Genomic DNA, 22,878 nt, shown 5'->3' on the forward strand with positions numbered 1-22,878 from the left:
GAATGGGTCAGGACGAAGATACCAAAGTATTGCATTCCATGGGCTACGCGCAGGAACTGTCGCGGCGCATGGGTGCATTCTCGAACTTCGCAATTTCGTTTTCCATCATTTGCATTCTTGCGGGCGGCATCACTTCATATCCGCTCGCAATGGGAACGGGCGGCGGTTTCCAAGCAACCATCGGCTGGATCGTGGGCGGCGTCTTCGCTCTCGTCGTCGCCACGTCGCTCGGGCAGATCGCATCAGCCTATCCGACAGCCGGCGGTCTCTATCATTGGTCATCCATCCTTGGCGGACGTGGTTGGGGTTGGGCAACAGCCTGGATCAATCTCCTCGGCCTTATCTTCGTCGTCGCGTCGGTAAACGTCGGCGTCTGGCTTCTATTTCGCGACCTCGTTCTTGCCGGCGTTTTCCACATGGACGTCACCGCGTGGACCACGTTGTCGACCGATCCGCTGCCTGCCGGCATGACAGCCGATCAAGTCGCGGCCAACAATAACCACGCCTATCTGGTTCAGGTCATTGCAGTCAGTCTCATTACGTTTTGTCAGGCGGTTTGCAACCACTTCGGCATCAAGCTCACCACTGCACTCACGGATTTTTCCGGATACCTGATCCTCGTCGTTGCGGTCGTGTTGACTGCGATGTTCCTGATCTGGGGAGCGAGCTGGGATTTCTCGCGGGTCACGACGTTCGTCAACAACACCGGCGAGCCTGGCGGCGGCTATGTGCCGGAGCCACGCACGGCTCTCGTCGCCTTCCTTATCGGTCTGCTCTATCCGCTCTATACGATCACGGGCTTCGACGCGTCGGCGCATACGTCTGAAGAAACCCGCGATGCCCGCAATGCGGTGCCGCGCGGCATGATCCATTCGGTGTTCTGGTCGCTCGTGTTCGGCTTCGTGATGGCGTTGTCGTTCGTGCTCGCCAGCCCCGATATGGCGGCGACCGCCAAAGACGGCGCAAACGCGTGGTTCAACCTCTTCAACAACCTGCCTGCGCCGCAAGCACTGAAGGACGTGATCGCGATCTCGATCGTGCTTGCGAACTTCATCTGCGCTCTCGCCGGTCTCACCTCGACCTCGCGCATGATCTTCGCATTCGCCCGTGATGGCGGCCTGCCGGGATCGAGCGTATGGAAGAGGGTCAGCCCGACGTGGAGAACGCCGGTTCCGGCCATCTGGCTCGGAGCGGTGCTTTCCGTTGCCGCAACGCTCTACTCGCCGGCCTTTGCTGCTCTTGCTGCCGGCTGCGCGTTGTTCCTCTACGTTTCGTACGCCATGCCGATCGCGGCTGGACTCCTTGCTGAAGGAAAGACCTGGACCGAGTTCGGGCCGTTCCGCCTCGGCATCTGGTCGAAGCCGTTGGCACTGCTGACCGTACTTGGCGTCTTCGTGCTCATGTACGCGGGCATCCAGCCTCCGTTCGACATTCTCATCAACTATGCGATCGGCCTGCTCGTTCTCCTCGTGGTGCTGTGGTTCGGAATCGAATCGCGCCGCTTCAAGGGTCCTCCGATCGGAGCCGAAATTGCGAAGCGGCAAGCTGAAATCGCTGCGGCCGAGCGCGCCGTCGGCGAAGCCGTTTAAGACTCATGTAACGAAGGCCGCGAGCTCACCGCTCGCGGCCTTTTTGTTTCCGTTACGTCGCTCGCAATCAAAAACGCCGAATGGCAAAGGACCAAAGCAATATGTCGATCGCAGATGTCGCGATCGTAGGCGCAGGTGTCGTCGGCTGCGCGATGGCGCGACGTTTCGCTCTCGAGGGGGCAAAAGTCGTTCTTCTGGAACGCGGCGCGGACCTCCTCTCGGGCGCCAGCAAGGCCAACAGCGCCATCTTGCACACGGGCTTCGATGCGCCGCCCGGCAGCGTCGAACTCAGCTGCATGCAAGCCGGATACGCCGAATACCAGGCGATACGCGAAAGCTTCAATCTTCCGTTGCTCGAAACCGGAGCCATGGTCGTTGCCTGGTCCGACGCGGAGAAAGCGGCGCTCGACGGGATCGAGGCGCAGGCGCGTGCAAACGGCGTCCACGATGTGCGGCGACTGACGGCTTCCGAAATACGCGCGCGCGAACCGCAGCTTTCGCCTCGCGCGCTCGAAGCTCTGCTGGTCCCGGGCGAGCATGTGATCGATCCGTGGTCGCCATTTCTGGCTTATCTGCTGCAAGCAAAAGCCCACGGCGCCGAGATCCGATTTGCGACAGAGGTGATTTCTGGAAGCTTTGACGGCGATATCTGGACGCTACAGACGAGCACCGGCGAGCAGAGGGCGCGAACCGTCATCAACTGCGCCGGACTTTTTGGCGACCGGCTCGACGCGCGTCTCCTCGGCGCGGCTTCATTTCAAATACGCCCGCGCAAGGGTCAGTTCGTCGTCTTCGACAAGGCGGCGGCAGCGCTGCTCAGAACCATCGTCCTGCCTGTTCCGTCGGAGCGCACCAAGGGCGTCGTTCTTACCCGCACCGCTTTCGGGAACTTGCTCGTTGGGCCGACAGCTGAAGAACAGCAAGATCGCGAACGCGCGAACGTCGTGGACGACACGCTTCGCGGTTTGATCGCGCGCGCCGTGGAAATGGTGCCCGCTTTGGCGGATGCCGGCGTGACAGCTGTCTACGCTGGGCTTCGTCCCGCGACCGAAGAGAAACATTATCGTATCTCCACGCATCCAGACCGCAATTGGATCACGGTCGGCGGCATCCGGTCGACGGGCATGACCGCATCGCTCGGCATCGCGCAGCACATCTACAAACTCTATGAGGAGATGGGTCATCGCCACGTGCCCGTCGCGGAGCCGGCAACGGCGCGCGTTCCAAATCTCGCTGAGCATGAACCGCGGGACTGGCAATCGGCGGGTTATGGCGAGATCGTGTGTCACTGCGAGATGGTGACGTTGCGAGAGATTGAGCAGGCTCTTTCGGGTCCGCTGCCGCCCGGAAATTTCGGTGGCCTCAGGCGTCGCACACGGTGCGGCATGGGCCGATGCCAGGGCTTCTATTGCAACGCCCGGCTGGCGCAGCTCACGGCCGGACATTTTGCATCGCCTCTGGCAGTCGGAGATGCTGCGTGATGGCCGTGCAGTCTGAGAGATCCGCGAGCGTTGACGCGCTCGTCATCGGCGCCGGACCTGCGGGCCTCGCGGCGGCGACGCGGCTGAAGCGTCTCGGTCTTGCGCGCGTGATTGTCATCGATCGCGAGCTCGAAGCCGGTGGCGTTCCCCGTCACTGTGGGCATTCGCCGTTCGGCATGCGCGAATTCGGACGCGTATTGACCGGCCCCGCCTACGCGCGGCGGCTGACAGACGCCGCAAGAGGCGCGGGTGTTGAACTGATGCTTGGCAATACCGTCGTCGCGATCGACACCGCCGAATCTTTGGTCGCGACTTGCACGAGCAGCGAAGGCATCGTCCGCATCGCGGCCAAACGCATAATTCTGGCGACCGGCGTACGCGAGACGCCGCGCGCGGCGCGCCTCGTTTCGGGCGACAGGCCTCTGGGCGTTCTGAATACGGGCGCTCTGCAGGGATACGCGTATCTTCAACATCTGGCGCCGTTTCGCAGGCCAGTGATCGTCGGCACGGAACTCGTTTCGCTTTCGAGCCTGCTGACGTGCCGCAAGATCGGCGCGCGTCCGGTCGCGATGATCGAGGAGCGGAGCGGACCGACGACGCGGCGGCTTTTCATGGGCTTGCCGCGCCTGCTCGGCGTGCCGGTATTTTATGGAACCCGCATCACCGACATTCGAGGGGCGCAGCGTGTCGAGGCCGTGACGCTATCGGGAGCGGACGGAAAGCGGCAAGACATAGAATGCGACGGCGTGCTTTTTACGGGCCGCTTTACGCCCGACGCGCCGCTCGCTCGAGCCGCGGGGCTCGACATCGATAGCCGCACTGGCGGCCCGACGATTGATCAATTCGCACGGACGAGCGAGCCGCGGATTTTCGCTGCTGGCAATGTGCTGCATCCGGTCGAGACAGCCGGTTGGTCGTGGCGAGAGGCAGTGCGCGTCGCGGACTTCGTTGCTGCCGATCTCGCTGGGTGGCTGCCATCGCCAGACAACGCGATCACACTCACACCCGGAGATGGCGTCCGCTATGTCGTGCCGCAACGCATTGTGCGGGGACCTGGGGGATTGTCTCATATTCAATTGCGTGCGACCGGCGATGTTTCCGGCGCATTGGTTGCCCACAGCAAAGGCCAGCGATTGAGAACACAACCGATGACATCTGGACCTGAGCGCCGGATTCTGGCGCCGCTAGATGCGTTCCGTCAGGCCGATAGCGATATCACCTTTAGTTTCGATAACCGCCGTTCAACGGCATCCCGGAGCGATGCGACATGCGTGTAGCGGCGATCGATCAAGGCACAACTTCGACGCGGGTTCTCGTCGCCGACACGGACGGTACGGTAGAGATCGCGTGCTCCATAACGCATCAACAAATCCATCCGCATCCCGGCTGGGTGGAACACGATCCCGAAGAGCTGCTGTCGAACATTCGGGCTTGTCTCCAAGCTGCGGGCGCCGTCGATGCGATCGGCATCGACAATCAGGGCGAGAGCTGCCTCGCGTGGGATGCGCGAACCGGCGCGGCGTTATCTCCTGTCATCGTATGGCAGGACAATCGTACCGCCGACGTCATCGAACGCCTGAAGGCGGCTGGCGCCGAAGCATTGACGCTGGCGCGGGCCGGGCTGCCGCTAGATGCGTATTTCTCAGCCTCGAAGCTCGCTTGGATCATCAATACGCTTCCGGCGGCGAAGGCGGCCTTGGACGCGGGGCATCTGCGGCTCGGCACGACGGATGCGTTCTTTCTCGACCGCCTGACCGGCACCTTCGCAACGGACGTTACGACAGCCTCACGCACGTCCTTGATGAATCTCGAGACAGGACAGTGGGATGAGGAGCTCTGCCAGCTCTTCGGCGTTCCGATGTCGTGCCTGCCAAAAATCATGCCGACCGTTGCCGATTACGGTCGCGTTGACGGGGTGCCGATTACCGCGGCCGTCGTCGATCAGCAGGCGGCCCTCTTCGGTCATGGATGCCGAAAACCCGGCGATGCCAAGATCACCTTCGGCACCGGCGCATTCGCACTGACGGTGACGGGCGACAAGATCGCGCGCGCGCCGGAAAAAGGTTTGCTGCCGACGGTCGCCTGGTCAATCGATGGCCAAATGACCTACGCGGTCGACGGCGGGGTCTATGACGCGGGTTCGGCCATCGAATGGGCGCGGCGCATCGGTCTTGTGACGGATCTGACTGCGGATCTCGATTGGTTCGACTGTGAGCCTGCTATCGAGCGCGGCGTCGTCTTCGTGCCGGCGCTTTCGGGCCTCGCCTGTCCGCATTGGGACCGGACGGCCGCGTCGCTTTTCCTCGGCATGTCGGCTGCGACGACACGGGCGGATCTCTGTCAGGCGTTGCTCGAAGGAATTGCGCTCAGCGCCGCGGATGTCGTCGGGGCCATGGACGCGCACGTTGCGATTGGCCGTTCGATTGCCATCGACGGCGGCCTCGCCCGCAGCCGGTATTTCGCGCAGTTCCTTGCCGACATGATCGGCCGCGACGTTGTCGCGACGAGCTTCGATGAGCGCACGGCATTCGGGACGGCGTCACTTGCCGCGCGCGGCGCCGGCTTTGCATTGCCTGAGCCCGAGACCGTCTCGCGGACGTTTTCGCCGCGCGCCGGCGATAATGGCAAGATACGCGCACGCTTCAGCGAGGCCGTATCACGGGCCAAGGGCTGGCGGGATCACGGTGGACAGCAGACCGGCTAAACGTTCGCAAATAGATAGGTGAGCTGACATTGGAACTCCCCGCACCTACATGTTCGGGAGGCCGGAGGTTTCAATGGTTCCACTTTCCATACTCGATCTCGTTCGCGTCACAGTAGACACCGATGCGCGCGGCGCTCTCGATAACGCGCGCGACCTCGCCGCGCATGCCGAACGCTGGGGCTACCGCCGCTTCTGGGTCGCCGAGCATCACAACATGCCGGGGATCGCGAGTGCTGCGACTTCGATCGCCATCGCGCACATTGCCGCCGGATCGAAGTCCATTCGCGTCGGTGCCGGCGGCATCATGCTGCCCAATCATGCGCCGCTCATTATCGCCGAGCAGTTCGGCACACTTGCACGGCTTTTTCCCGGCCGCATTGATCTGGGCGTCGGCCGCGCGCCCGGCACGGATCAGCTGACGGTGCAGGCTCTGAGGCGGCAACCGACTGCCGCCGATACGTTCCCGCGCGACGTACTCGAGTTGCAGGCCTACTTCGAACCGGCGGCGCCGAACGAGCGTGTGCAGGCTGTGCCGGCGGCCGGAACGAAGGTGCCCATCTGGATCCTCGGATCGAGCACGTTCGGCGCGCATCTCGCGGCGGAGCTTGGACTTCCGTACGCGTTCGCTTCTCACTTCGCACCCGACCAACTGCTGGCCGCGCTCGACGTTTACCGCAGCCGCTTCAAACCGTCGGAGCAACTCGCCCGACCGTACGCGACGGTCGGCGTCAACATCATCGCCGCTGAAACCGACAGGGAAGCGCGGCGGCTGGCGACGACGCAGCAGATGTCGTTTGCCAACATCTTTCGCGGGGCGCGGGGGCTCAGCCAGCCACCGATCGACGACATCGAGACCTATTGGACGCCGCGCGAAAAGGCACAAGTTCTGCAGATGCTTCAGCGTTCCATCGTCGGCTCGCCGGAAACGGTCCGCGCCGGCATCGACGCGCTCATTGACGAAACCGCTGCCGACGAGATTATGATCGTATCCGACGTTTATGATCATAACGCGCGGTTGCGCTCGTTCGAGCTCATCGCGGCCGTCCACGAAACCAGCGGCACAGAACACATGTCGACGGAGACTTGTCCTTGAGCGACGACAAAAGCGAAACGCCTCCGAGCGCGACCAAGCTTACGCGGAGCAAGCAACGCTGGGCGCGGGAAGGCCGCTTCCTTACGGGACGAACGGCGCGCCCAGAATCGGAGCGGCTGCCCCCGGGGCAGCACGTGGTTCGCGATTGGCCCGTACTCGATCTCGGGGAGCAACCCGCGATTGCTCTCGACGCTTGGAACCTCGTGATTGACGGCACGGTCGATCATCCCGTGACGCTCGATTGGGCTGCATTTCAGAGCGAGCCTCAAACGGCGAAGACTTCGGATATTCATTGCGTGACGACTTGGTCGCGGTACGACAACCGCTGGACCGGCGTCGCGACACGAGATCTGCTCGAACTCGTCATGCCGAACGCCGCCGCCCGCTTCATCGTTCTGCACAGTTATGATCGCTATACGACCAATATAACGCTCGAAGACTTTGCGTCCGACGACGCGGTCGTGGCGCACACGTGGGAAGGAAAGCCGCTGACCCGAGAACATGGCGGGCCCGTCCGCCTCGTGGTGCCACATCTTTATTTCTGGAAAAGCGCGAAGTGGCTGAAGCGGATCGAGTTCACGGCTGAGGACGCGCCGGGGTTTTGGGAGGTCAACGGCTATCACAACCGCGCAGACCCGTGGCTGGAACAGCGCTATTCCGACGATTGAAGCGGCGGCTTCACGTGCGGCTCAATTGGTTAACATCCCCTGGGGACGAATTGCACCTAACCCCCCGATGAGTGAACGCGAATGCGTTTGGCTCGCGGCGCAGTATGAGGGCATAATTTCTGCCATCGTTTCGGCGGAGCATTCACGCTAAGGTCGAATCTTATTGCGGGGCAATTAAAAAAAGGGGGGGTCGATTGTTTCCCCATCGACGTTTTTTCGGCATCGCGCCGGCAATTTTGCCGATAGCGATTGCGTTTCTCTCCCTGGTCGTGCCGCCAGCCGATGCGCAGGCAAAGGACGCTGCGGACGATTGTGAAGGCGCCATCGGCCTGTCGGTACTCGCTTCGCCAGTCGCGCCGTGGAAGGGCGCGCCGTTGCGGGTGATTTTCACTTCGGAAAAGCCGATCACGGCCGAATTCTCGCTCGCCGGTCCCGATGGCGCGATCGCGGTCAAGTCCAGCGAGCGTCACGGCGGGCCGCCGTATTTCTGGTTCGCCGAAGTGGCGTCGCCCGCCGCCGGAACGTGGCACGCTAAGCTCACGCGCGAAGACGGCGACGCCAATTGCGCGACGATCACACGTGAGATCACCGTCGGCCGAACCGCATCGGCACCCATCAAGGCCGCGAACAAAAGTGTCTGGCCGGTCAGGGGCGCATGGAACCGGTCGACCGAAGACCTCTATTCGGCCTGGATCGAGAAGTTGTTCGACGCACCGGTCGAGCAGGAACTGTCATGGCCGGCTTTGCATGAAGTGCTGCGCGATAAATCGCGCAATTTCCTGTTCAACCATCTCGGTCTTGACGAGGACTCTAAAAAGCTCGTCTTGAAGCCGGATTGCGCCGACCTCCCATACTTCCTGCGCGCATATTTTGCATTCAAGACCGGGTTGCCGTTCGGATACTCGAAGTGCACGCGCGGCGGCGGCGGTAAGGCGCCCCGGTGTCCGCAGTGGTTCAACATTCAGCGGGAAGAATCCGCCCCGGCGTCCGATCAAAATGATGCGCAGGCAGGCTCAGGTTCGCTCTTCGGCGTTTTCGGTAATGCGGCCGCGCAAACAGCCCCTTCCCGCGCTTCGTCGCGGCCCCCAGGCCTTGTGCCGGGATTTGGCTACTATTTGCGAACGACAGTCGCCAATGGGGTTCATTCGGGCTCCGGCCGCACGGCGGCGGACGACGACAACACCGATTATTATCCTGTCCCGCTCACGGCGGACGCGCTTCGTCCGGGTACGATCTACGCCGATCCCTACGGGCACGTATTGGTGCTCGTGAAGCGGATCGCGCAGACGAGTGATTCCGCTGGGGTCTTTCTTGCGGTCGATGGTCAGCCCGACGGGACTGTCGCGCGTAAGCGGTTCTGGCGCGGAAATTTCCTCTTTGCACAAAACCCTTCGCTCGGAAGCCCCGGCTTCAAGCGCTTCCGGCCTGTCGTCGCCGATGCAAAGGGTGGTCTGCGACGGCTGGCCAACGCCGAGATTTCGAAGGATTCCCAGTACGGAGACTTCTCCCTCGAACAATCGAAGCTCGGGGTCGAAGACTTTTACGATCGGATGGACGATGTGATGTCGCCGGAACCGCTCGATCCTTTGCGGGCGATGAAGGAGACGATCACGGCGCTCGAAGAGCAGATCAAGACCCGTGTCACCTCCGTCGAGAACGGCCGCAAGTATCAGAACGGCGGGGGCGCGGAGGTCGCAATTCCGGCAGGCGCGTCGATCTTTGAGACGACCGGAGCATGGGAAGATTTTTCCACCCCATCCCGGGACCTAAGGTTGCTTATCGCAATCGACGTCGTGCGCGGTTTTCCTGATCGTGTCGCGCGGCGGGCGGACCGGTATGCGATGCCCAAGGATAAGAGCCCCTCTGAGGTTAAGGGCGAACTGGAGAGCGTGCTCGCAGCTGAACTTGCAGCACGGAAGTTCTCCTATCCGCGCACTGATGGCTCGACTTGGACGCTTGCCATGAAGGACGTCATCGACCGCGCCGCCGATCTGGAGATGGCGTACAATGTCAACGATTGCGTCGAGCTCAGATGGGGTGCGCCGCAGCAAAGCGACGAGGCTTCAACTTGCAAGCGTCGCGCGTCCTCGGCGCAACGGGCCAAAATGGCGGAGTATCGCGCGTGGTTTCACGACCGGCGGCGCCCCGCGCGCGAATAGCTGAACTTTCTCGGCGATTCAAAAAGGCAGATGATACAAAAATCATCTTGGAGATTACGCTCGTATACATGAAAAGACCCCGACGATTTAACGGCAATATTGCCGGGTCGACGGGGTCAGTTGAAGATTGATAAAATTAATACGTAAGAAAAAATGATTTCTGCAACATGCTATGCAGTGTACTGAATAACCGCTCCTCTTGCTAGGGCGCCGAATTCCAAAATGAGCTGACGTTGCTGAGGATTTGCGTCGCCAATATCCGCGCAGTTGCTGCACATCTTTGCGAAGATCCGGAATGATGTCTTGGGAAATGCAGCACAATAACCCCGCCGCTATATCGCGCTTAGCGATATCCCCAAAAGCGGAAAAAGCCCCGAAAAAAATTTATGGCCTAGGCTGATTGGGCGAAAGTTTTCAACCGGAATTGATCAGTCTGAAGAAATCTGCATTAGGACAACATTGGCGATAACCCGGCGCATTATCGCTCGGCGGAAATCGCACTTCACTCTGGCGCGTGCAGAGCTTCGCTCATCGTCGCGAAAATTGGAGAGACGATTGCGCTTTGTGAGGCGATCACTTGACGAGCGCCAACCCGCGAACTTCCCGTGTCGCAGTCAACGCCCCGATGACAAGGATCGCGAGGCGCGAAACCGCGCTTGGGGCGCTCTCGTCTCGCCCCAAAATAGCGTCGCTGATTGTCGTGAAGTCTATTCGGAGCGGCTCAGGACTTTCCGATCAGCGCTATGATTTCGGTTCGTGACGAAGACCACCAAACCGGTACCGAGAGCACCCAAGACAAGCAGGGCCTCAACTGCGAAAATCATGGTGTAGGCTGAATCGGGCATTGCGCTTCCCTCTTTATTCTTATGCGGCAATGAAACGCTGTTCCCTCGCAAAAAGCTACCCAGGACTGCGCTAAACGGCATTTCTTTTTCGAATGCGCGCTGCACTGCACAAAGCCATCTCCAAGCCGTAGACTTTGATTGGATGGTATTTTGTCGAACGATCGCATGCGCTTGCGATCTTCATTACGCACCCAGACTACGGGTTATTGAGAAACGTTCTTCCCGCGGCGCAACCGGTTGCCTAACCCTGCTTGGGCAAATATCCCGATTGAACTAACGAGTTTCGAGGAACTGCTGGAGTTCAGCTCGAGTCGGGAGAGCCGCTCGAGCGCCGAGCCCCTTGCAACTGATCGCGGCGACGGCGGATGCAATGCGTGCACACTCAGCATCCTTCAGGCCTTCGGATATCGCCCATGCAAACGCGCCGTGAAAGGCATCGCCGGCGCCTGTCGTGTCGACAACTTCGACGGGGAACGCAGATTGGCGGCAGAGTTCTCCGTTGCCGGTCATCCAAAGATACCCGTTTGCGCCCAAGGTTACGCCCGCATGGCGAATGCCGGATTGAACCAGCGTCGCCAGGCGCTCCTCGTCGCTGGAGCCCCTCACGAATTGCCTGAAGGCCGGGGCGGAGAAGATCGCGTAGTCGGCGAGCCCGAGGACTTTCGAAAGCAGTTGCCCGCTGTTCAGATCAATATCGAGGACGGTTGGGACGTTCTGAGCACGGGCGGCTTCGAAAGCGGCAACGGTTCCTTCAAGCCAGGTCAAGTCGCTGGAAACGGCGCCCGCATTCGCAATATCGGCAATGGGCAGCCAATCGGCGGCGAGAGGGAAATCATGATCGTCCTCGCTGATGACGAGTCGTTCTCCGTTACGATCAACGATGACGGCAGCAGTCGCCGATGAAACGCCGGCGCACGTGCGCACGTGGTTCGTATCGACACCCACCGCATCGAGTTGCTGGCGAATTATTGCGCCGGAAGGATCATCGCCTATGCGCGCCCAGAGCGAGACATCGCCGCCGAGACGCGCGATTGCGGCTGCAGCGTTCGCTGCCATGCCGCCTCCGCTCGCGACGTGAGCGAGTGCGCGAATTTTCGTAGGCGATGATGGAAACGCCTGGATCCGATAAACGTAATCGAGTGCGGCGTGGCCGACCGCGATGATGTGCTTTCCGGGCATGAAGCTTTCGCGCGTATGGACGACTTCAGGGTAGTGGAGGACGCTCATCCGGCTGGTCGCCAAGAGAGCTTCGCGCGCTCGCGAGAACGTTCAAACGAGCATGCAGCCGCTCGATCTCGTTCAGGAGATCGAAGACGAGCGCGATGCCGGCGGGATTTAGTCCCAGGTCCCGATCGAAGCGTTTCGCCTTCGCGGCAACGACGACGCTCAAGCTTGAAAACCTCCATTCGGACGGGCTCTGTCCCTCAGGCTCGATGATCCCCTGCTCGACGAGTTCCGAAATCCACGCCACTTCAACATGGCAAGTGTGGCAGAGTTCTTCGAGTGAGTAGACCGATGCGGGACCAATCATTTCAGCGGGCATCGGCTCGCGCTCTCCATTTGCCATGTCTCAAACTCCCAGGTTGGCGCGTGGATCGAACGCCAACTCCTTCGCCATTTCCTCGTAAATCTGACGCGCCTTTTCGTTTGTTGCCGGCGGCCAAACGATCTTCAGAACCGCGTATAGATCGCCGGGCGGCGTCGCCGGAATTCCGCGGCCTCTGACCCGGAGTTCGCGGCCATGCGCGGAGCCGGGGGGAACTTTCAGCATGATCGCTCCTGCGGGTGTCGGCATCTTCACGCTTGCACCCAATGCGGCTTCCCACGGGGCAACCGGAAGATCGAGATAAAGGTCCTTGCCGACCACGCGATAGCGCTGCTCGGGCTTGAAGCGGATTTCGAGATAGAGATCACCTGCCGGGCCGCCTCCCATTCCGGGCGAGCCCTGGCCTTTCAAGCGAATGCTCTGTCCCTCGGTAACGCCTTTCGGGATCTGAACGGTCAGACTTTTATCGCGCACCAAAACGTGGCCGCCCTCATCGAGTTCCGGCACGCGAAGCGTGATCGTGCGCGTGGCGCCTTCGAGTGCGTCCTGGAGATCGATGACGATTTTCGCGTGATGATCTTCACCCCGCATGCGGAACGTCGTGTGCGCGCGGCCGGGACGCTCCGCGCGAGCTCCGCCGAAAATAGATTCAAAGAAATCGCTGAAGTCGCCTGCTCCGGGCTTCCCAGAAAACTCGAATCCGGCATCCCAGTTTGGAGGCGGCCTGAACTCCTGCCCGGGCTGATAATCTTTGCCGAGCTGATCATAGGCGGCGCGTTTCTCGGGATCGCTCAGGACATCATTGGCTTCGCCGACCTCTTTGAACTTTGCTTCGGCACCCTCCTCCTTGTTGACGTCGGGATGGAATTTTCGCGCGAGTTTGCGGTATGCACGCTTGATGTCGTCCTCGGTTGCATTTCGTTCCACGCCGAGGATTTTATAATAGTCCTTGAATTCCATGTGGGCTCACATCATCGGATGAGGTTTAGCGCATCAGTGATAATCTCCCGGTGATCGAAGGCAATATCAATACCATCGAAGTCTTTTATCCAGACCACGGCTGCTGCATCGTCGGCGGCTCTCGCGTCGCCGCGCGCGTCATTCGTCAGGAAGGCGACCGAGCAGATGTGACCGCGAGGATCTCGATCGGGCCGTGAATAAACGCCGACGAGCGCGAGATTCATCGCGTCAAGCCCCGTTTCCTCCGCCAATTCGCGTCGCGCCGCATCTTCCACTGTCTCACCGATTTCGACAAATCCCCCGGGAAGCGCCAGATAGTCCTTGAATGGCGGATTTTTCCGCCGGACCATAAGGACTCCGCGGTCCTGATCGACAACAACACAGTCGGCGGTCAGGGCAGGCGTTTGAGGAAGCGGCATGGCGATCCTATTTATGGCGAAAGCGACAACGTGAAAACTGCGACGAGCGCCGGATTGCTGTTGTATCGCGATAGAAACGGGCTTGAAGTTTTGCTCGCTCACCCTGGTGGACCCTACTGGCGCAAGAAGGATGAGGGTTCGTGGACAGTACCGAAGGGTGAAGTTCTAGCCGGAGAGGACTTATATAAAGCAGCGTTTCGCGAATTTGTTGAAGAGACCGGATTTCACCCTCGAGGCATTGTCACTCCTCTCGGGTGCATCCGGCAGGCCGGCGGCAAGCGCGTTCATGTGTGGGCGGTGGAGGGCGATTGGAATCCTGAGACGCTCGTTAGCAATACGTTCAGCATGGAATGGCCGCCGCGCTCTAGCCGGATACAAGCTTTTCCCGAGATCGATCGCGCCGAATGGTTCGATATCGCGACAGCGCATCGCAAAATACTGAAAGGGCAAGCCGAATTGCTCAACCGGCTCGAGCTTTTGCGGCATACTAAATGAGGGCGCCGTTCAGGAGTGGCACCTCATCGTTATGGAAGCGACCGCGCAATACGATCCAATACGAAAACAGCGCTAACCGGATTTTAAGCAATCCGGCAGTCGAGGGGCGAAAGCTCTGAAAGTCTTAGGGAATATCGTGGGATATCGATGGCATGCGCGCCGGTCATCTCGAGAGGATTGGGATGGCCGGACAAGTGCGAAAAAATTCCAACGGGATTGAGTGGCGTCATGGACGAATGCAATTCAAAGATCGTGCTCTCTGAGGCCTATTCGGAGAGGCTTTCCGACGACGAGATCGCGGAGATGATGGCAGAGGCTGCCATGGTCGACCTTCTATTCCAGTCTGGGCGAATTTCGACTTTGTATCTTTCCGGCATGGCGGCAGCTGCCGATGCGTCGTCCGAATGGCATCCGGAGCCCGAAGCCTCGGCGGCCTAATTCGCAATTCGGTCCACGGCCTTTTGTCAACGAATGAGCGGGCGCGATCTTGCCCCGCTCATTTTTTTGCGCAGCTCGTCTCTCTGAAGGCGAGCCGATCTCATTTCACAGGGCCATACTCTGGGGCATATTCCGGCGCCAACGGTTCCGCTACGGCACTGAAAAGGTAGGTCAGGCCAATGCGGGTTACCCAGAAGCTGTCCTCAAATTTCGCTTGGACATGACACGGTACACCAGGACCGCCGCAGGAATCAAACGAGAACGAGTTGTTGTCGGTTCCTAGATCGACATAGGCTGCGTCGCCGCGAAACGTCCAATGGTCCCTGAGAAAAATTTCGAAGCCGCCGCCCACCGTCCAGCCCACCTTCGTTTCGTCATTGTGCCGCGTGAAGGGCCCATCAAGCGCAAATGGATCGGAGAATTTGTGGTCGACGGTCGCGTAGGCGAACCCGCCGGTCGCGAACAGAAGTATGTTGTCATCGGCTATGACGCCTACCCGCCCATTCAGCGAGCCGAACCAATTCATCGATGAGTTGAAGGATGGGCCAAACCTTTCGTTTCCTAAGCGGTTGTCGGCGCCGAAATAGTTGAACGCCGATTCAATGCCGATCAGCGCGTTTCCGCATTGGATATTGTAACCGGTGTACGAACCGAGGGTGAAACCCTTGTCGTTGCCGCTGATCGTGCCCAAATCGCCGGACACCTTAGACCGCATGCTGCCGCCGCCGAGCTCACCGCCTGTGTAAAGGCCTGAGTATATGCCGCCACATGGCGTTCCAGGCGGCCCGCCCCAAAGGATATCCGGGCCATCAGCGCGCGCTGCGGAGGCTCCAGCGAGGCAGATTATCAGCGCAACAACTATCTGAATGATCTTCATAATATGGACACCCGTCTAAAATCCAATTTTGAAAAATCTGACGTTCGAAGTCGAAAAATTCTCAAGTCTGAAAAATCTGAATCGGTATTTTGAAATCCGAGAACGGCGGCCCGAAAATCCAAACCGCGATGAGCGCTTGAGCGTCACAAGCAGGGGATGTGATTCGCAGAGTGCCGTCGAGCGGCGAGCTGCGGGTTTCGATCTCATTGCAGAGAGGCGTTGCTCAACTTACACGCACGCCGCCTTTCGGCGAGATCGCCGGCGCGTTCAACTGTCATTTCGTGATTTCATTTAAAAAGATACGGCGCGACTTTACGCAAACTCCACGCCACAGCGGTACGATCAGATATATTTCGCGGCATATTTTTATACTCTGGATCTTTTTACAGTGTTGAAGGGCGTATTAGCGCAGATCGTGCCTGATCGGGCGGCGATCGTTGAGCGGGACAAGGGCATCGCGTTTCTATCGGCTACGCGATCCATTTATCAGCTCAATGAGCTATTCTACTTCTGTGCAAACATTCCCCGGCATTCGAGCCGCGCGTTCGTACATTGTGCTTTCAGCAGTGATTTCGCTGCGCAAGCGATTACGTCTCATCCGATTTCGCCCGAGCAACTGGCGGGCCTCGAAATCATCAAGCTCTCTCAGCGATGGAAGGAGTGCAATAGCGGTGACGCTGCAGAGTCCGCCATCGCACTGACGGCGCGTGGACGCGAAGTCGCGATCCTGGGTTTCTCTCGCAGCCCAACCCCTGCCAGCGAAGCAGATGCTGAAGATCCTCTCTCCTCGGCCGAGCTGAAAGCGCTCGGGGATTATTTCCATAGCCATATGCTCAGACGGAACGGCATCGATACGTCCGATGCGCTCGTGATATCTGCAAGAGAACTCGATTGCCTGAGATGGGTCGCAGCAGGAAAATCGGCGTGGGAAGCAAGCGTGATTCTTGGAATCAGCGAGCGCACGGTTCGCTTTCATCTCAATTCCGCGCGGGAAAAGCTCAACTGCACGACAACGACGCAAGCGGTCGCAATGGTTGTCGCTCAACAACTGATTGCGATATGACGCCGTTTCGCTCCTGATTTTCGGAACGCATATACGTTCGCCGTGTGCGGCTCGGCGACTGGCGCCGAATACAAGCATTCTTTCGTGTTCGGCAGCTGACTGCTTTCGAGAGCTGCGCAAACGCGCACGTATTCAGACCAGGCTTGAAGAGCATATGACCGGCCTTCGATCGCGTCTGCGAGTGTCCGAAGCACTCGGTCCGCGATGATGGACGCCGCGATCATCATTCCGGCTGTCAAAGAACCTGCGAGCATGAGATGCACGCCCCAGCAAATGATGGCAATCGGCGCAGCGATGCGAACGACCCGTGCGGCGAGGGTGTTTTTGAAAAGTGCTGCTCTCAAGACAACGAGAGCGGCGGTGAACGCGATTAAGCCGAGCCCGGGATCAATGAGGAAGATGACGGCGAAGAAGAGCGGCGTCAGCGGCGCATCGAATAGGAGCAGCATCGTCGGGCTCGACAGAAAGGCGCGCAGCTTATGCAGAGCGCGCAGCTCTTGCATCTGGCTACCGGACCTGAGCAGGGCTGACAGCATGGCGCTGCCGAGGACCGCCTCCATCGCAGCGCCGAGCCTGCCGAGCGGTCGCCTTCGAAGGATGTCGAGCACCGACATCATAGCGAGAATACCGAGCGTGAGGGCGGGCAGCATTACCAGCGGATCCATGCCGCCGCCGGATAGGGCCTGGTCGGCCATGCGGAAGGAATAGATCGGTATCGCGAGCATCAGCAGGTTGGCAAAAATCGAGAATGCCGCAACTGCGGCAAGCGTTCTTTTTGCCGTCAATCTCCACAGCGCCAGGGCATGGACGGCACGATCCTGCCGCTCAGATGGGGCGGCGGTCGATGCAATGCTCTTGAATGACCGCTCGACATCGCGGTGAATGTTCGCGAGTCTGGCGAGAGCCGGATGCGGGCGGATGGATTTGCCGAGGTCATCAAGCGTCCCCGGCGTGCGATCCGTGACTAAGTGTAGACCGTGTCTCTCAACCGTTGACATGACCGGCATCGAATAGGTTGAGCGTACTGGTCAGGTCATCGAGATCGAGGTTCGATGCCGCCAGATGGTGGGCCGGCAAGGCATGCGGCGTTGCGCCTATGCCTTCCAAATGGATCACGCGGGCGCGATAGGGACCCCTCCCAATCCTCTGACTGATTATGTTCCTGCGGAGACGATGTACGAGTTGGCGATGGAGGCGGTGGGCCGCACTCCGGGGTCTCCACGCAGTCAGGTCTTTCATTTCGCCTCTCCGATCAAAAGCAAGGCAATTTGCTCGGCTCGTTTTTGCTGCTCAGGGACAATGACGAAGAAGGATCGTTTAAGAACCTGATCGGAACGACAGTGGCGACGCGAAAATGCTGCTCAATTTGGAAACAAACCGGCAAGGATTCGCTACCTGTCCTGAAGACAGGGCGCGGGGCATACGTTTTGCCGGACAAAACTTTTTGGGGCTTTGATCAAATATTCCGTCGAGCGGTGATTTTGGCGTCAGGCCAAGACGCACGTGCGGGCGCCTCGGTTTGGGAGAGCATCGAGGCGCCCGCTATCTGGCGCCAACGCGCGGACGGAGCGTCGCTGGCTTGATCAGGGTCTCACATCTGCAACCCTAATCAACTGTCGAAACCGTCAGGGGGAGTTGTCCGAAATGCCCATAGCGCGGGCGCGGTTTGTGGCGTCAATTGGAATCGTCTTAAGAAGGCGAACATCCGCCAAATTCTGCTTCGAAAGATTTGACCGATGAAAGCCATGGTCTTCCGCGCCGTCGGGCAACCGCTGGATCTCGAAGAGCGGCCCGATCCTGTTCCGCAAAGCGGCCAAATTCGCATTCGTATCGAAGCATGCGCGGTTTGCCGGACGGACCTTCACGTTGTCGACGGCGATTTGCCGTTTCCGAAACTGCCCATCATTCCCGGACATCAGATCGTCGGCATCGTCGATGCCGTGGGTCCGGACACGACGGATCATCGCGTTGGCGATCGGGTCGGGGTGCCTTGGCTTGGCCACGTCTGCGGACACTGCCACTATTGTGCGAGCGGACAGGAGAACCTCTGCGATTTCCCGCTCTTCACGGGCTATACGCGCGATGGTGGTTTCGCGACGCATACAATCGCGGATGCCGATTTTGCATTCCCGATGTCGAATTTCGACGATCCCGTCGCGGCTGCGCCCTTACTGTGCGCCGGGCTCATCGGCTGGCGTTCCCTACGTCTTGCCGGCGAGGGAGCGCGGATCGGTCTCTTCGGATTCGGAGCGGCGGCGCACATCATCACGCAGGTGTGCAACTGGCAGGGCCGGGAAGTCTACGCGTTCACCCGGCCCGGCGACGAAGCAGCTCAAAAGTTCGCTCTCTCGGTTGGTGCGCGATGGAGCGGCGGCACGGACGCGGCGCCGCCAGACCCTCTTGATGCGGCGATCATCTTTGCGCCGGTCGGGGCACTCGTGCCGACAGCACTCAAAACCGTTCGCAAAGGCGGCCGCGTCGTGTGTGGGGGCATATACATGAGCGACATCCCGACGTTCCCTTACTACTTGCTCTGGGAAGAGCGGGACATTCGATCCGTCGCCAACTTGACTCGCCAGGACGGCAAGGAGTTTCTTGCGATTGCTCCCAAAGCCGGAGTCCGCACCACGACGACAGTTTATCCCCTGGAGCGCGCGAACGAAGCGTTGGCGGATCTTAAGGCGGGACGCTTTTCGGGGGCGGCCGTGCTCGTTCCCTAGAGCCGGTTTGGCCGTGCCGCCCTCGCGGCCGCCTTTAAGAAGGTATCCGAAACATCGCCGTCAACTTCCCTTCTATGCGGACGTCGGCGTGATGTTACGAGCCTGAAGCGCCATGGCGCACAACGCGAATCCGCCGAATACGAGATTGATGCCGACCAACAGGCCGATCGCCCAAGCCGCGGATGACGGCAGGGCAAAGAAGATCAACCCAGCGAGCACCAAATCGACGATACCGCTCAAGAGCATCACCCACCAGCTTCCCGGCAATTCATTGCGATGTTCGGTAGCGAACATGATCGAGGAAATGCCTTCAATGATGAAGAAGGCAATCAGGACGAGCGTGAGAGATATCATCCCCGATATTGGCCAGAAGAGCAGGACCAATCCCGCTGCAATGGCGATCAGTGCCGAAATGAGCGACCACCAAAAGCCCGGCATCGGACGGACGGAAAAGGTCGTGAATAGGCCGGCGATGCCGCTGAACAGCAAAAGCCAGCCGATAAAAAGCTCAACGGTCAAAGTCGCCACTTGCGGAATGATGATCGCGGCCGCGCCAAGGATGATCAGCACGATGCCTTCGAACAGATAGAGCTTCCAGTTTGCGTGGAGCGCCGACGCAAATTCCATTCTCAAGTTGCGAATGTCGGATTGATTGAATGCCATTTGTCATACTCCCCATTGTTGGAGTGAGAAATCAATGCAGACAATACGACAAAATCCGTTGTCGTGCTTTAAGAGCCGACACGTCGTGAATTTCTTATGACCAGCAGAGGGAAATTCCCCGATGGGTCCGCTGGTTGGCAATGCGCGGACGCAATCGTCGATCGTGACATGAAATGAGTTGTCGTTGCAATTATCGCTATGCCGCTCAACGGAGCTTGGCGCGACGACTTTGAACGTTCGCAGAGAGCAACCCGGAATTCCGCCGTGCACGTCAGAATGACAGAGGCCCGGCAGCTCCTCGCCGCCGGGCCTCTGATTTTCGAGCTGATTTTCTATCAGGCGACTTTATCGCCCATCGGCAGATTTCTGAGCCGCTTGCCGGTCGCCGCGAAGATGGCATTGGCAAGCGCAGGCGCAAACGGCGGGACGCCCGGTTCACCGACGCCACCGGCATGGACGCCCCACGGCGCATCGATGATGTGCACCGAGACCTTCTGCGGATAATTGCTCATCCGCGTCACGTCGTAGTCGGTGAAATTCGACTGCTCCACAGCGCCGTTCTTGAAGGTGATGCCGCTGTAGAGCGCGTTCGACATGCCCATGACGGCAGCGCCCTCCATCTGCGAACGGATGCGCTCGGGATTGACGTGGAAGCCGCAATCGATCGCCGACGTCACCTCCGGCACACGGATCGTTCCGTCGTCATCGATCGCGACATGGACGACGCTCGCGACATAGCTCGCGAACGCGCGATGGACTGCTATCCCGAGGCCCTGACGCGGAGGCAACGCCTTACCCCAGCCTGCATTCTCCGCCGCAACGCGGACGACGTTCTTCAGGCGCGCCGTGTTGATTGGAAATTCCTTGTAGGGCTCGCCGTAGTTCCAGAAGTCGTCGGGGAAGCCCGCTGTCTTCGGATCAATCTCGCGGTCCGGACCGAGGAGCTCGAGAAGGAAGTCCTTCGGGTCGCGACCTAGCTTGTGGGCAACTTCGCAGACGACTGACTGCGCGGCAAACGCCCGCTGAATGTTCGAGACCGAGCGGAACCAGCCGATGCGCGTGTGCGCCATCGCCTGGCCGTTCTCACAGCGGATGTTTGGAATATCGAACGGCATATCGACAAAGCCCATGCCGTATTCGATCGGGAACTGGTAGCCGTCATCCTGCTTGAACGTCGAGACGATGGACGGCGCGACCGTGCGGTGCCGCCAGCCGGAGACCTTGCCTGCACCATCGACCGCAACCTCGATACGCTCGACGGAGGTCGTGTGATAGAACGCATGCTGAATGTCGTCCTCGCGCGTCCATTGGACGAGCACCGGTTTGCCGCCCATTTTCTGCGAAAGCAGTGCGGCCTCGAGCATGAAGTCCCACTTCGACTTACGTCCGAAGCCGCCGCCAAGAAGCGAGACGTGTACAGTCACATTCTCAATCGGCATTTTCAGAGCTTCGGCGATTTCCTTCCGTGCGCCGTACGGGCTTTGTACCGGTGCCCAGATCTCAGCTTTGCCGTCGACGATGCGAGCGATGGCGACAAGTGGCTCCATCGGTGCCTGCACGAGATGTCGGCCGTGATATTCGGCTGTAATGACGTCCTTGGCGTTGGCAAATGCCGCGTCGGGATCACCTTGGTTGCGCAGAACTTTGCCGGGCTTTGCTGCCGTCGCCGACATTTCTGCCGCGTAAGCAGCGCTATCGTAACTGGTGTTGGGGCTGTCTTCCCATTCGATCGTCAGCGCCTCGCGACCTTGCAGCGCTGCATACGTGGTGTTGGCGACGACTGCGATGCCGCCCAGCTGTCCGAACTTGCGCGGGACCGTGAACACGCCTTCGATTTCGTGCACGGCCTCGACGCCCGGCACCTTGAGCGCTGCCGAAGCGTCGTAGGACTTCACCTTACTGCCGAGAACAGCGGGACGAGCGATGACGGCGAACTTCATACCGGGCAAACGCGTGTCGGCTCCGTAGCCCGCCTTGCCGATGGTGATGTCGCGCAAATCCGCGATCTGGACTTCGCCCTTCCCCATCAACGTGAATTCGTTCGGCGACTTGTAGAGGATCGTTTCGGGAGCCGGCACCGGGACCGCCATCGCGGCTTCGGCGAGTTCGCCAAAGCCCAGGACCTTGCCTGTTTCCTTTCCTTCCTTGTCGAGCAGCGCCACCTGATGATTGCGTGCGCGGCAGAGCGTGGGGTCGACCTTCCACTTGGCTGCGGCCGCGGTCTCCAGCATTTGGCGCATCGCGGCCCCGCATTGACGCATGGGCTGGATGAAATGGCGCATGCTTCGGGAACCGTCGGTGTCCTGGTTGCCGTATTTCGGCTCATCGCCCGGCGCCTGCACGAGCGTCACGCGCGACCAGTCGGCGCCCATCTCGTCGGCAACGACCATAGGAAGGCTCGTTCTGATGCCGGTGCCCATCTCGCTTCTGTGCGTGACGATCGTCAGGGCACCATCGGGCGCAATGGCGATGAACACATGCGGATCGGCGACGACGCCGTCCGGCATCGTGAGACCGCCGGTGGGGTAGGGTTTCAGGGCTTCTCTCGCGCTCGCGGGCGTAATGCGAACGGCGAGCACCAAGCCCGTCGCCGTCAACAACCCGCCAAGCACACCGCGGCGGCTGACGTTCGATATCTCGGCGTCGAATCTCTGGACGTTTTCCGTATCTACTTCGGTTTTGAGGTAATGCAGCATGATCAGACCCCTCCCGCAGCAAGACGAACGGCTTCGTGAATGCGCTGATAGCATCCGCACCTGCAGATGTTTCCCGACATGGCCTCGACGATTTCGGCGTCGGAGGGCGCGCGATTTTTGGCGAGCAACGAAGCTGCCTGCATGATCTGTCCAGCCTGGCAGAAGCCGCACTGCGGCACGCTGATCTTGCGCCAAGCCTGCTGGACGGCGTGCTCCCCATCCGGGCTCAAGCCCTCGATCGTCGTGACAGATTTGCCGGCCGCTTCGCCGAGCGTCGTCTGGCACGAACGGACAGCAACGCCATCGAGATGAACCGTACATGCGCCGCAGACGCCTGCACCGCATCCGAATTTCGTGCCAGTCAGATTGAGCATGTCGCGGACATACCAGAGCAGCGGCATGTTCGGATCGCCGCTGAACTCGTGAGCTTCGCCGTTTATCGTGATGGATGACATACCCATA

At 59.9% G+C, this 22,878-nt stretch carries 21 protein-coding genes; 11 read left to right on the top strand and 10 right to left on the bottom strand.

The genetic code is table 11. From position 1 onward, the window contains the following. Positions 1-2 precede the first annotated feature (2 nt). From K2Q04_RS14470 to K2Q04_RS14500, 7 genes are all read left to right on the top strand, one after another. Positions 3-1,589, top strand: coding sequence for an amino acid permease (locus tag K2Q04_RS14470; RefSeq protein WP_291165132.1), 1,587 nt, complete (start codon positions 3-5; stop codon positions 1,587-1,589). Between the two features lie 80 nt (positions 1,590-1,669). Then, the gene (locus K2Q04_RS14475; RefSeq protein WP_291165134.1) at positions 1,670-3,070 is read left to right on the top strand and encodes an NAD(P)/FAD-dependent oxidoreductase; all 1,401 of its coding nucleotides are present in this window, start codon (positions 1,670-1,672) and stop codon (positions 3,068-3,070) included. Beyond that, positions 3,070-4,347, top strand: a complete 1,278-nt coding sequence (locus tag K2Q04_RS14480) for an FAD-dependent oxidoreductase (protein ID WP_291165136.1) — start codon at positions 3,070-3,072, stop codon at positions 4,345-4,347. The genes K2Q04_RS14475 and K2Q04_RS14480 overlap by 1 nt, the downstream gene beginning before the upstream one ends. After that, positions 4,338-5,774, top strand: a complete 1,437-nt coding sequence (locus K2Q04_RS14485; RefSeq protein ID WP_291165139.1) for an FGGY family carbohydrate kinase — start codon at positions 4,338-4,340, stop codon at positions 5,772-5,774. The genes K2Q04_RS14480 and K2Q04_RS14485 overlap by 10 nt, the downstream gene beginning before the upstream one ends. 73 nt (positions 5,775-5,847) lie before the next feature. Further along, entirely contained in the window at positions 5,848-6,867 is a 1,020-nt protein-coding gene (locus K2Q04_RS14490; protein ID WP_291165142.1) for an LLM class flavin-dependent oxidoreductase, read from the top strand. Beyond that, positions 6,864-7,535, top strand: a complete 672-nt coding sequence (locus K2Q04_RS14495) for a sulfite oxidase-like oxidoreductase (protein ID WP_291165144.1) — start codon at positions 6,864-6,866, stop codon at positions 7,533-7,535. Before K2Q04_RS14490 ends, K2Q04_RS14495 begins: the two co-directional genes overlap by 4 nt. A 194-nt stretch (positions 7,536-7,729) precedes the next feature. Beyond that, on the top strand, positions 7,730-9,694 hold the full coding sequence (locus K2Q04_RS14500) for a hypothetical protein (RefSeq protein ID WP_291165147.1): 1,965 nt from the start codon (positions 7,730-7,732) through the stop codon (positions 9,692-9,694). Positions 9,695-10,812: 1,118 nt separating this feature from the next. Here the strand turns inward: K2Q04_RS14500 and K2Q04_RS14505 are convergent. The 4 genes from K2Q04_RS14505 to K2Q04_RS14520 are packed head-to-tail and all read right to left on the bottom strand — an operon-like array spanning position 10,813 to position 13,464. Next, positions 10,813-11,766 (bottom strand): PfkB family carbohydrate kinase, encoded by a 954-nt coding sequence (locus K2Q04_RS14505; RefSeq protein ID WP_291165150.1) that lies wholly within the window; start codon positions 11,764-11,766, stop codon positions 10,813-10,815. Beyond that, a complete protein-coding gene (locus K2Q04_RS14510) occupies positions 11,744-12,106 on the bottom strand; it encodes a chaperone modulator CbpM (protein ID WP_291165153.1) in 363 nt (120 codons plus the stop codon). The genes K2Q04_RS14505 and K2Q04_RS14510 overlap by 23 nt, the downstream gene beginning before the upstream one ends. Positions 12,107-12,109: 3 nt before the next feature. Beyond that, positions 12,110-13,045, bottom strand: a complete 936-nt coding sequence (locus K2Q04_RS14515) for a DnaJ C-terminal domain-containing protein (protein ID WP_291165156.1) — start codon at positions 13,043-13,045, stop codon at positions 12,110-12,112. 11 nt (positions 13,046-13,056) lie between these two features. Next, on the bottom strand, positions 13,057-13,464 hold the full coding sequence (locus K2Q04_RS14520) for an NUDIX hydrolase (RefSeq protein ID WP_291165159.1): 408 nt from the start codon (positions 13,462-13,464) through the stop codon (positions 13,057-13,059). A 30-nt stretch (positions 13,465-13,494) separates the two neighbouring features. Here K2Q04_RS14520 and K2Q04_RS14525 point away from each other — a divergent pair, with 30 nt between their 5' ends. Together K2Q04_RS14525 and K2Q04_RS14530 are read left to right on the top strand one after the other, a co-directional pair. After that, positions 13,495-13,959, top strand: coding sequence for an NUDIX domain-containing protein (locus K2Q04_RS14525; protein WP_291165162.1), 465 nt, complete (start codon positions 13,495-13,497; stop codon positions 13,957-13,959). A 147-nt stretch (positions 13,960-14,106) separates the two neighbouring features. Further along, on the top strand, positions 14,107-14,397 hold the full coding sequence (locus K2Q04_RS14530; RefSeq protein ID WP_291165164.1) for a hypothetical protein: 291 nt from the start codon (positions 14,107-14,109) through the stop codon (positions 14,395-14,397). A 100-nt stretch (positions 14,398-14,497) separates the two neighbouring features. On the opposite strand, the gene K2Q04_RS14535 is transcribed toward K2Q04_RS14530, so the two are convergent. Next, positions 14,498-15,274: an outer membrane beta-barrel protein gene (locus tag K2Q04_RS14535; protein WP_291165166.1), complete on the bottom strand. Its 777-nt coding sequence runs from the start codon at positions 15,272-15,274 to the stop codon at positions 14,498-14,500. Positions 15,275-15,662: 388 nt separating this feature from the next. Here K2Q04_RS14535 and K2Q04_RS14540 point away from each other — a divergent pair, with 388 nt between their 5' ends. Beyond that, positions 15,663-16,337 (top strand): LuxR family transcriptional regulator, encoded by a 675-nt coding sequence (locus tag K2Q04_RS14540; protein ID WP_291165169.1) that lies wholly within the window; start codon positions 15,663-15,665, stop codon positions 16,335-16,337. Here the strand turns inward: K2Q04_RS14540 and K2Q04_RS14545 are convergent. Both K2Q04_RS14545 and K2Q04_RS14550 read right to left on the bottom strand, forming a co-directional pair. After that, positions 16,316-17,335 carry a hypothetical protein gene (locus K2Q04_RS14545; RefSeq protein WP_291165172.1) on the bottom strand — a complete coding sequence of 340 codons (1,020 nt, stop codon included), beginning with the start codon at positions 17,333-17,335 and terminating at the stop codon, positions 16,316-16,318. The two genes, K2Q04_RS14540 and K2Q04_RS14545, sit on opposite strands and share 22 nt — an antisense overlap. Further along, positions 17,322-17,576: a hypothetical protein gene (locus K2Q04_RS14550; protein ID WP_291165176.1), complete on the bottom strand. Its 255-nt coding sequence runs from the start codon at positions 17,574-17,576 to the stop codon at positions 17,322-17,324. The genes K2Q04_RS14545 and K2Q04_RS14550 overlap by 14 nt, the downstream gene beginning before the upstream one ends. A gap of 497 nt (positions 17,577-18,073) precedes the next feature. On the opposite strand from K2Q04_RS14550, the gene K2Q04_RS14555 reads away from it, so the two are divergent. Continuing rightward, positions 18,074-19,057: a zinc-dependent alcohol dehydrogenase family protein gene (locus K2Q04_RS14555; RefSeq protein ID WP_291165179.1), complete on the top strand. Its 984-nt coding sequence runs from the start codon at positions 18,074-18,076 to the stop codon at positions 19,055-19,057. A 72-nt stretch (positions 19,058-19,129) separates the two neighbouring features. On the opposite strand, the gene K2Q04_RS14560 is transcribed toward K2Q04_RS14555, so the two are convergent. The 3 genes from K2Q04_RS14560 to K2Q04_RS14570 all read right to left on the bottom strand — a co-directional run bounded on the left by K2Q04_RS14560 (position 19,130) and on the right by K2Q04_RS14570 (position 22,871). Then, positions 19,130-19,720, bottom strand: a complete 591-nt coding sequence (locus tag K2Q04_RS14560) for an HdeD family acid-resistance protein (protein ID WP_291165182.1) — start codon at positions 19,718-19,720, stop codon at positions 19,130-19,132. A 335-nt stretch (positions 19,721-20,055) separates the two neighbouring features. Continuing rightward, a complete protein-coding gene (locus K2Q04_RS14565; RefSeq protein WP_291165184.1) occupies positions 20,056-22,416 on the bottom strand; it encodes a molybdopterin cofactor-binding domain-containing protein in 2,361 nt (786 codons plus the stop codon). Positions 22,417-22,418: 2 nt separating this feature from the next. Beyond that, positions 22,419-22,871 carry a 2Fe-2S iron-sulfur cluster-binding protein gene (locus tag K2Q04_RS14570; protein WP_291165187.1) on the bottom strand — a complete coding sequence of 151 codons (453 nt, stop codon included), beginning with the start codon at positions 22,869-22,871 and terminating at the stop codon, positions 22,419-22,421. Positions 22,872-22,878: the final 7 nt, after the last annotated feature.

Origin of the sequence: Hyphomicrobium sp. (genome assembly GCF_019753045.1) — a bacterium.
Taxonomy (GTDB): Bacteria; Pseudomonadota; Alphaproteobacteria; order Rhizobiales; family Hyphomicrobiaceae; genus Hyphomicrobium_B.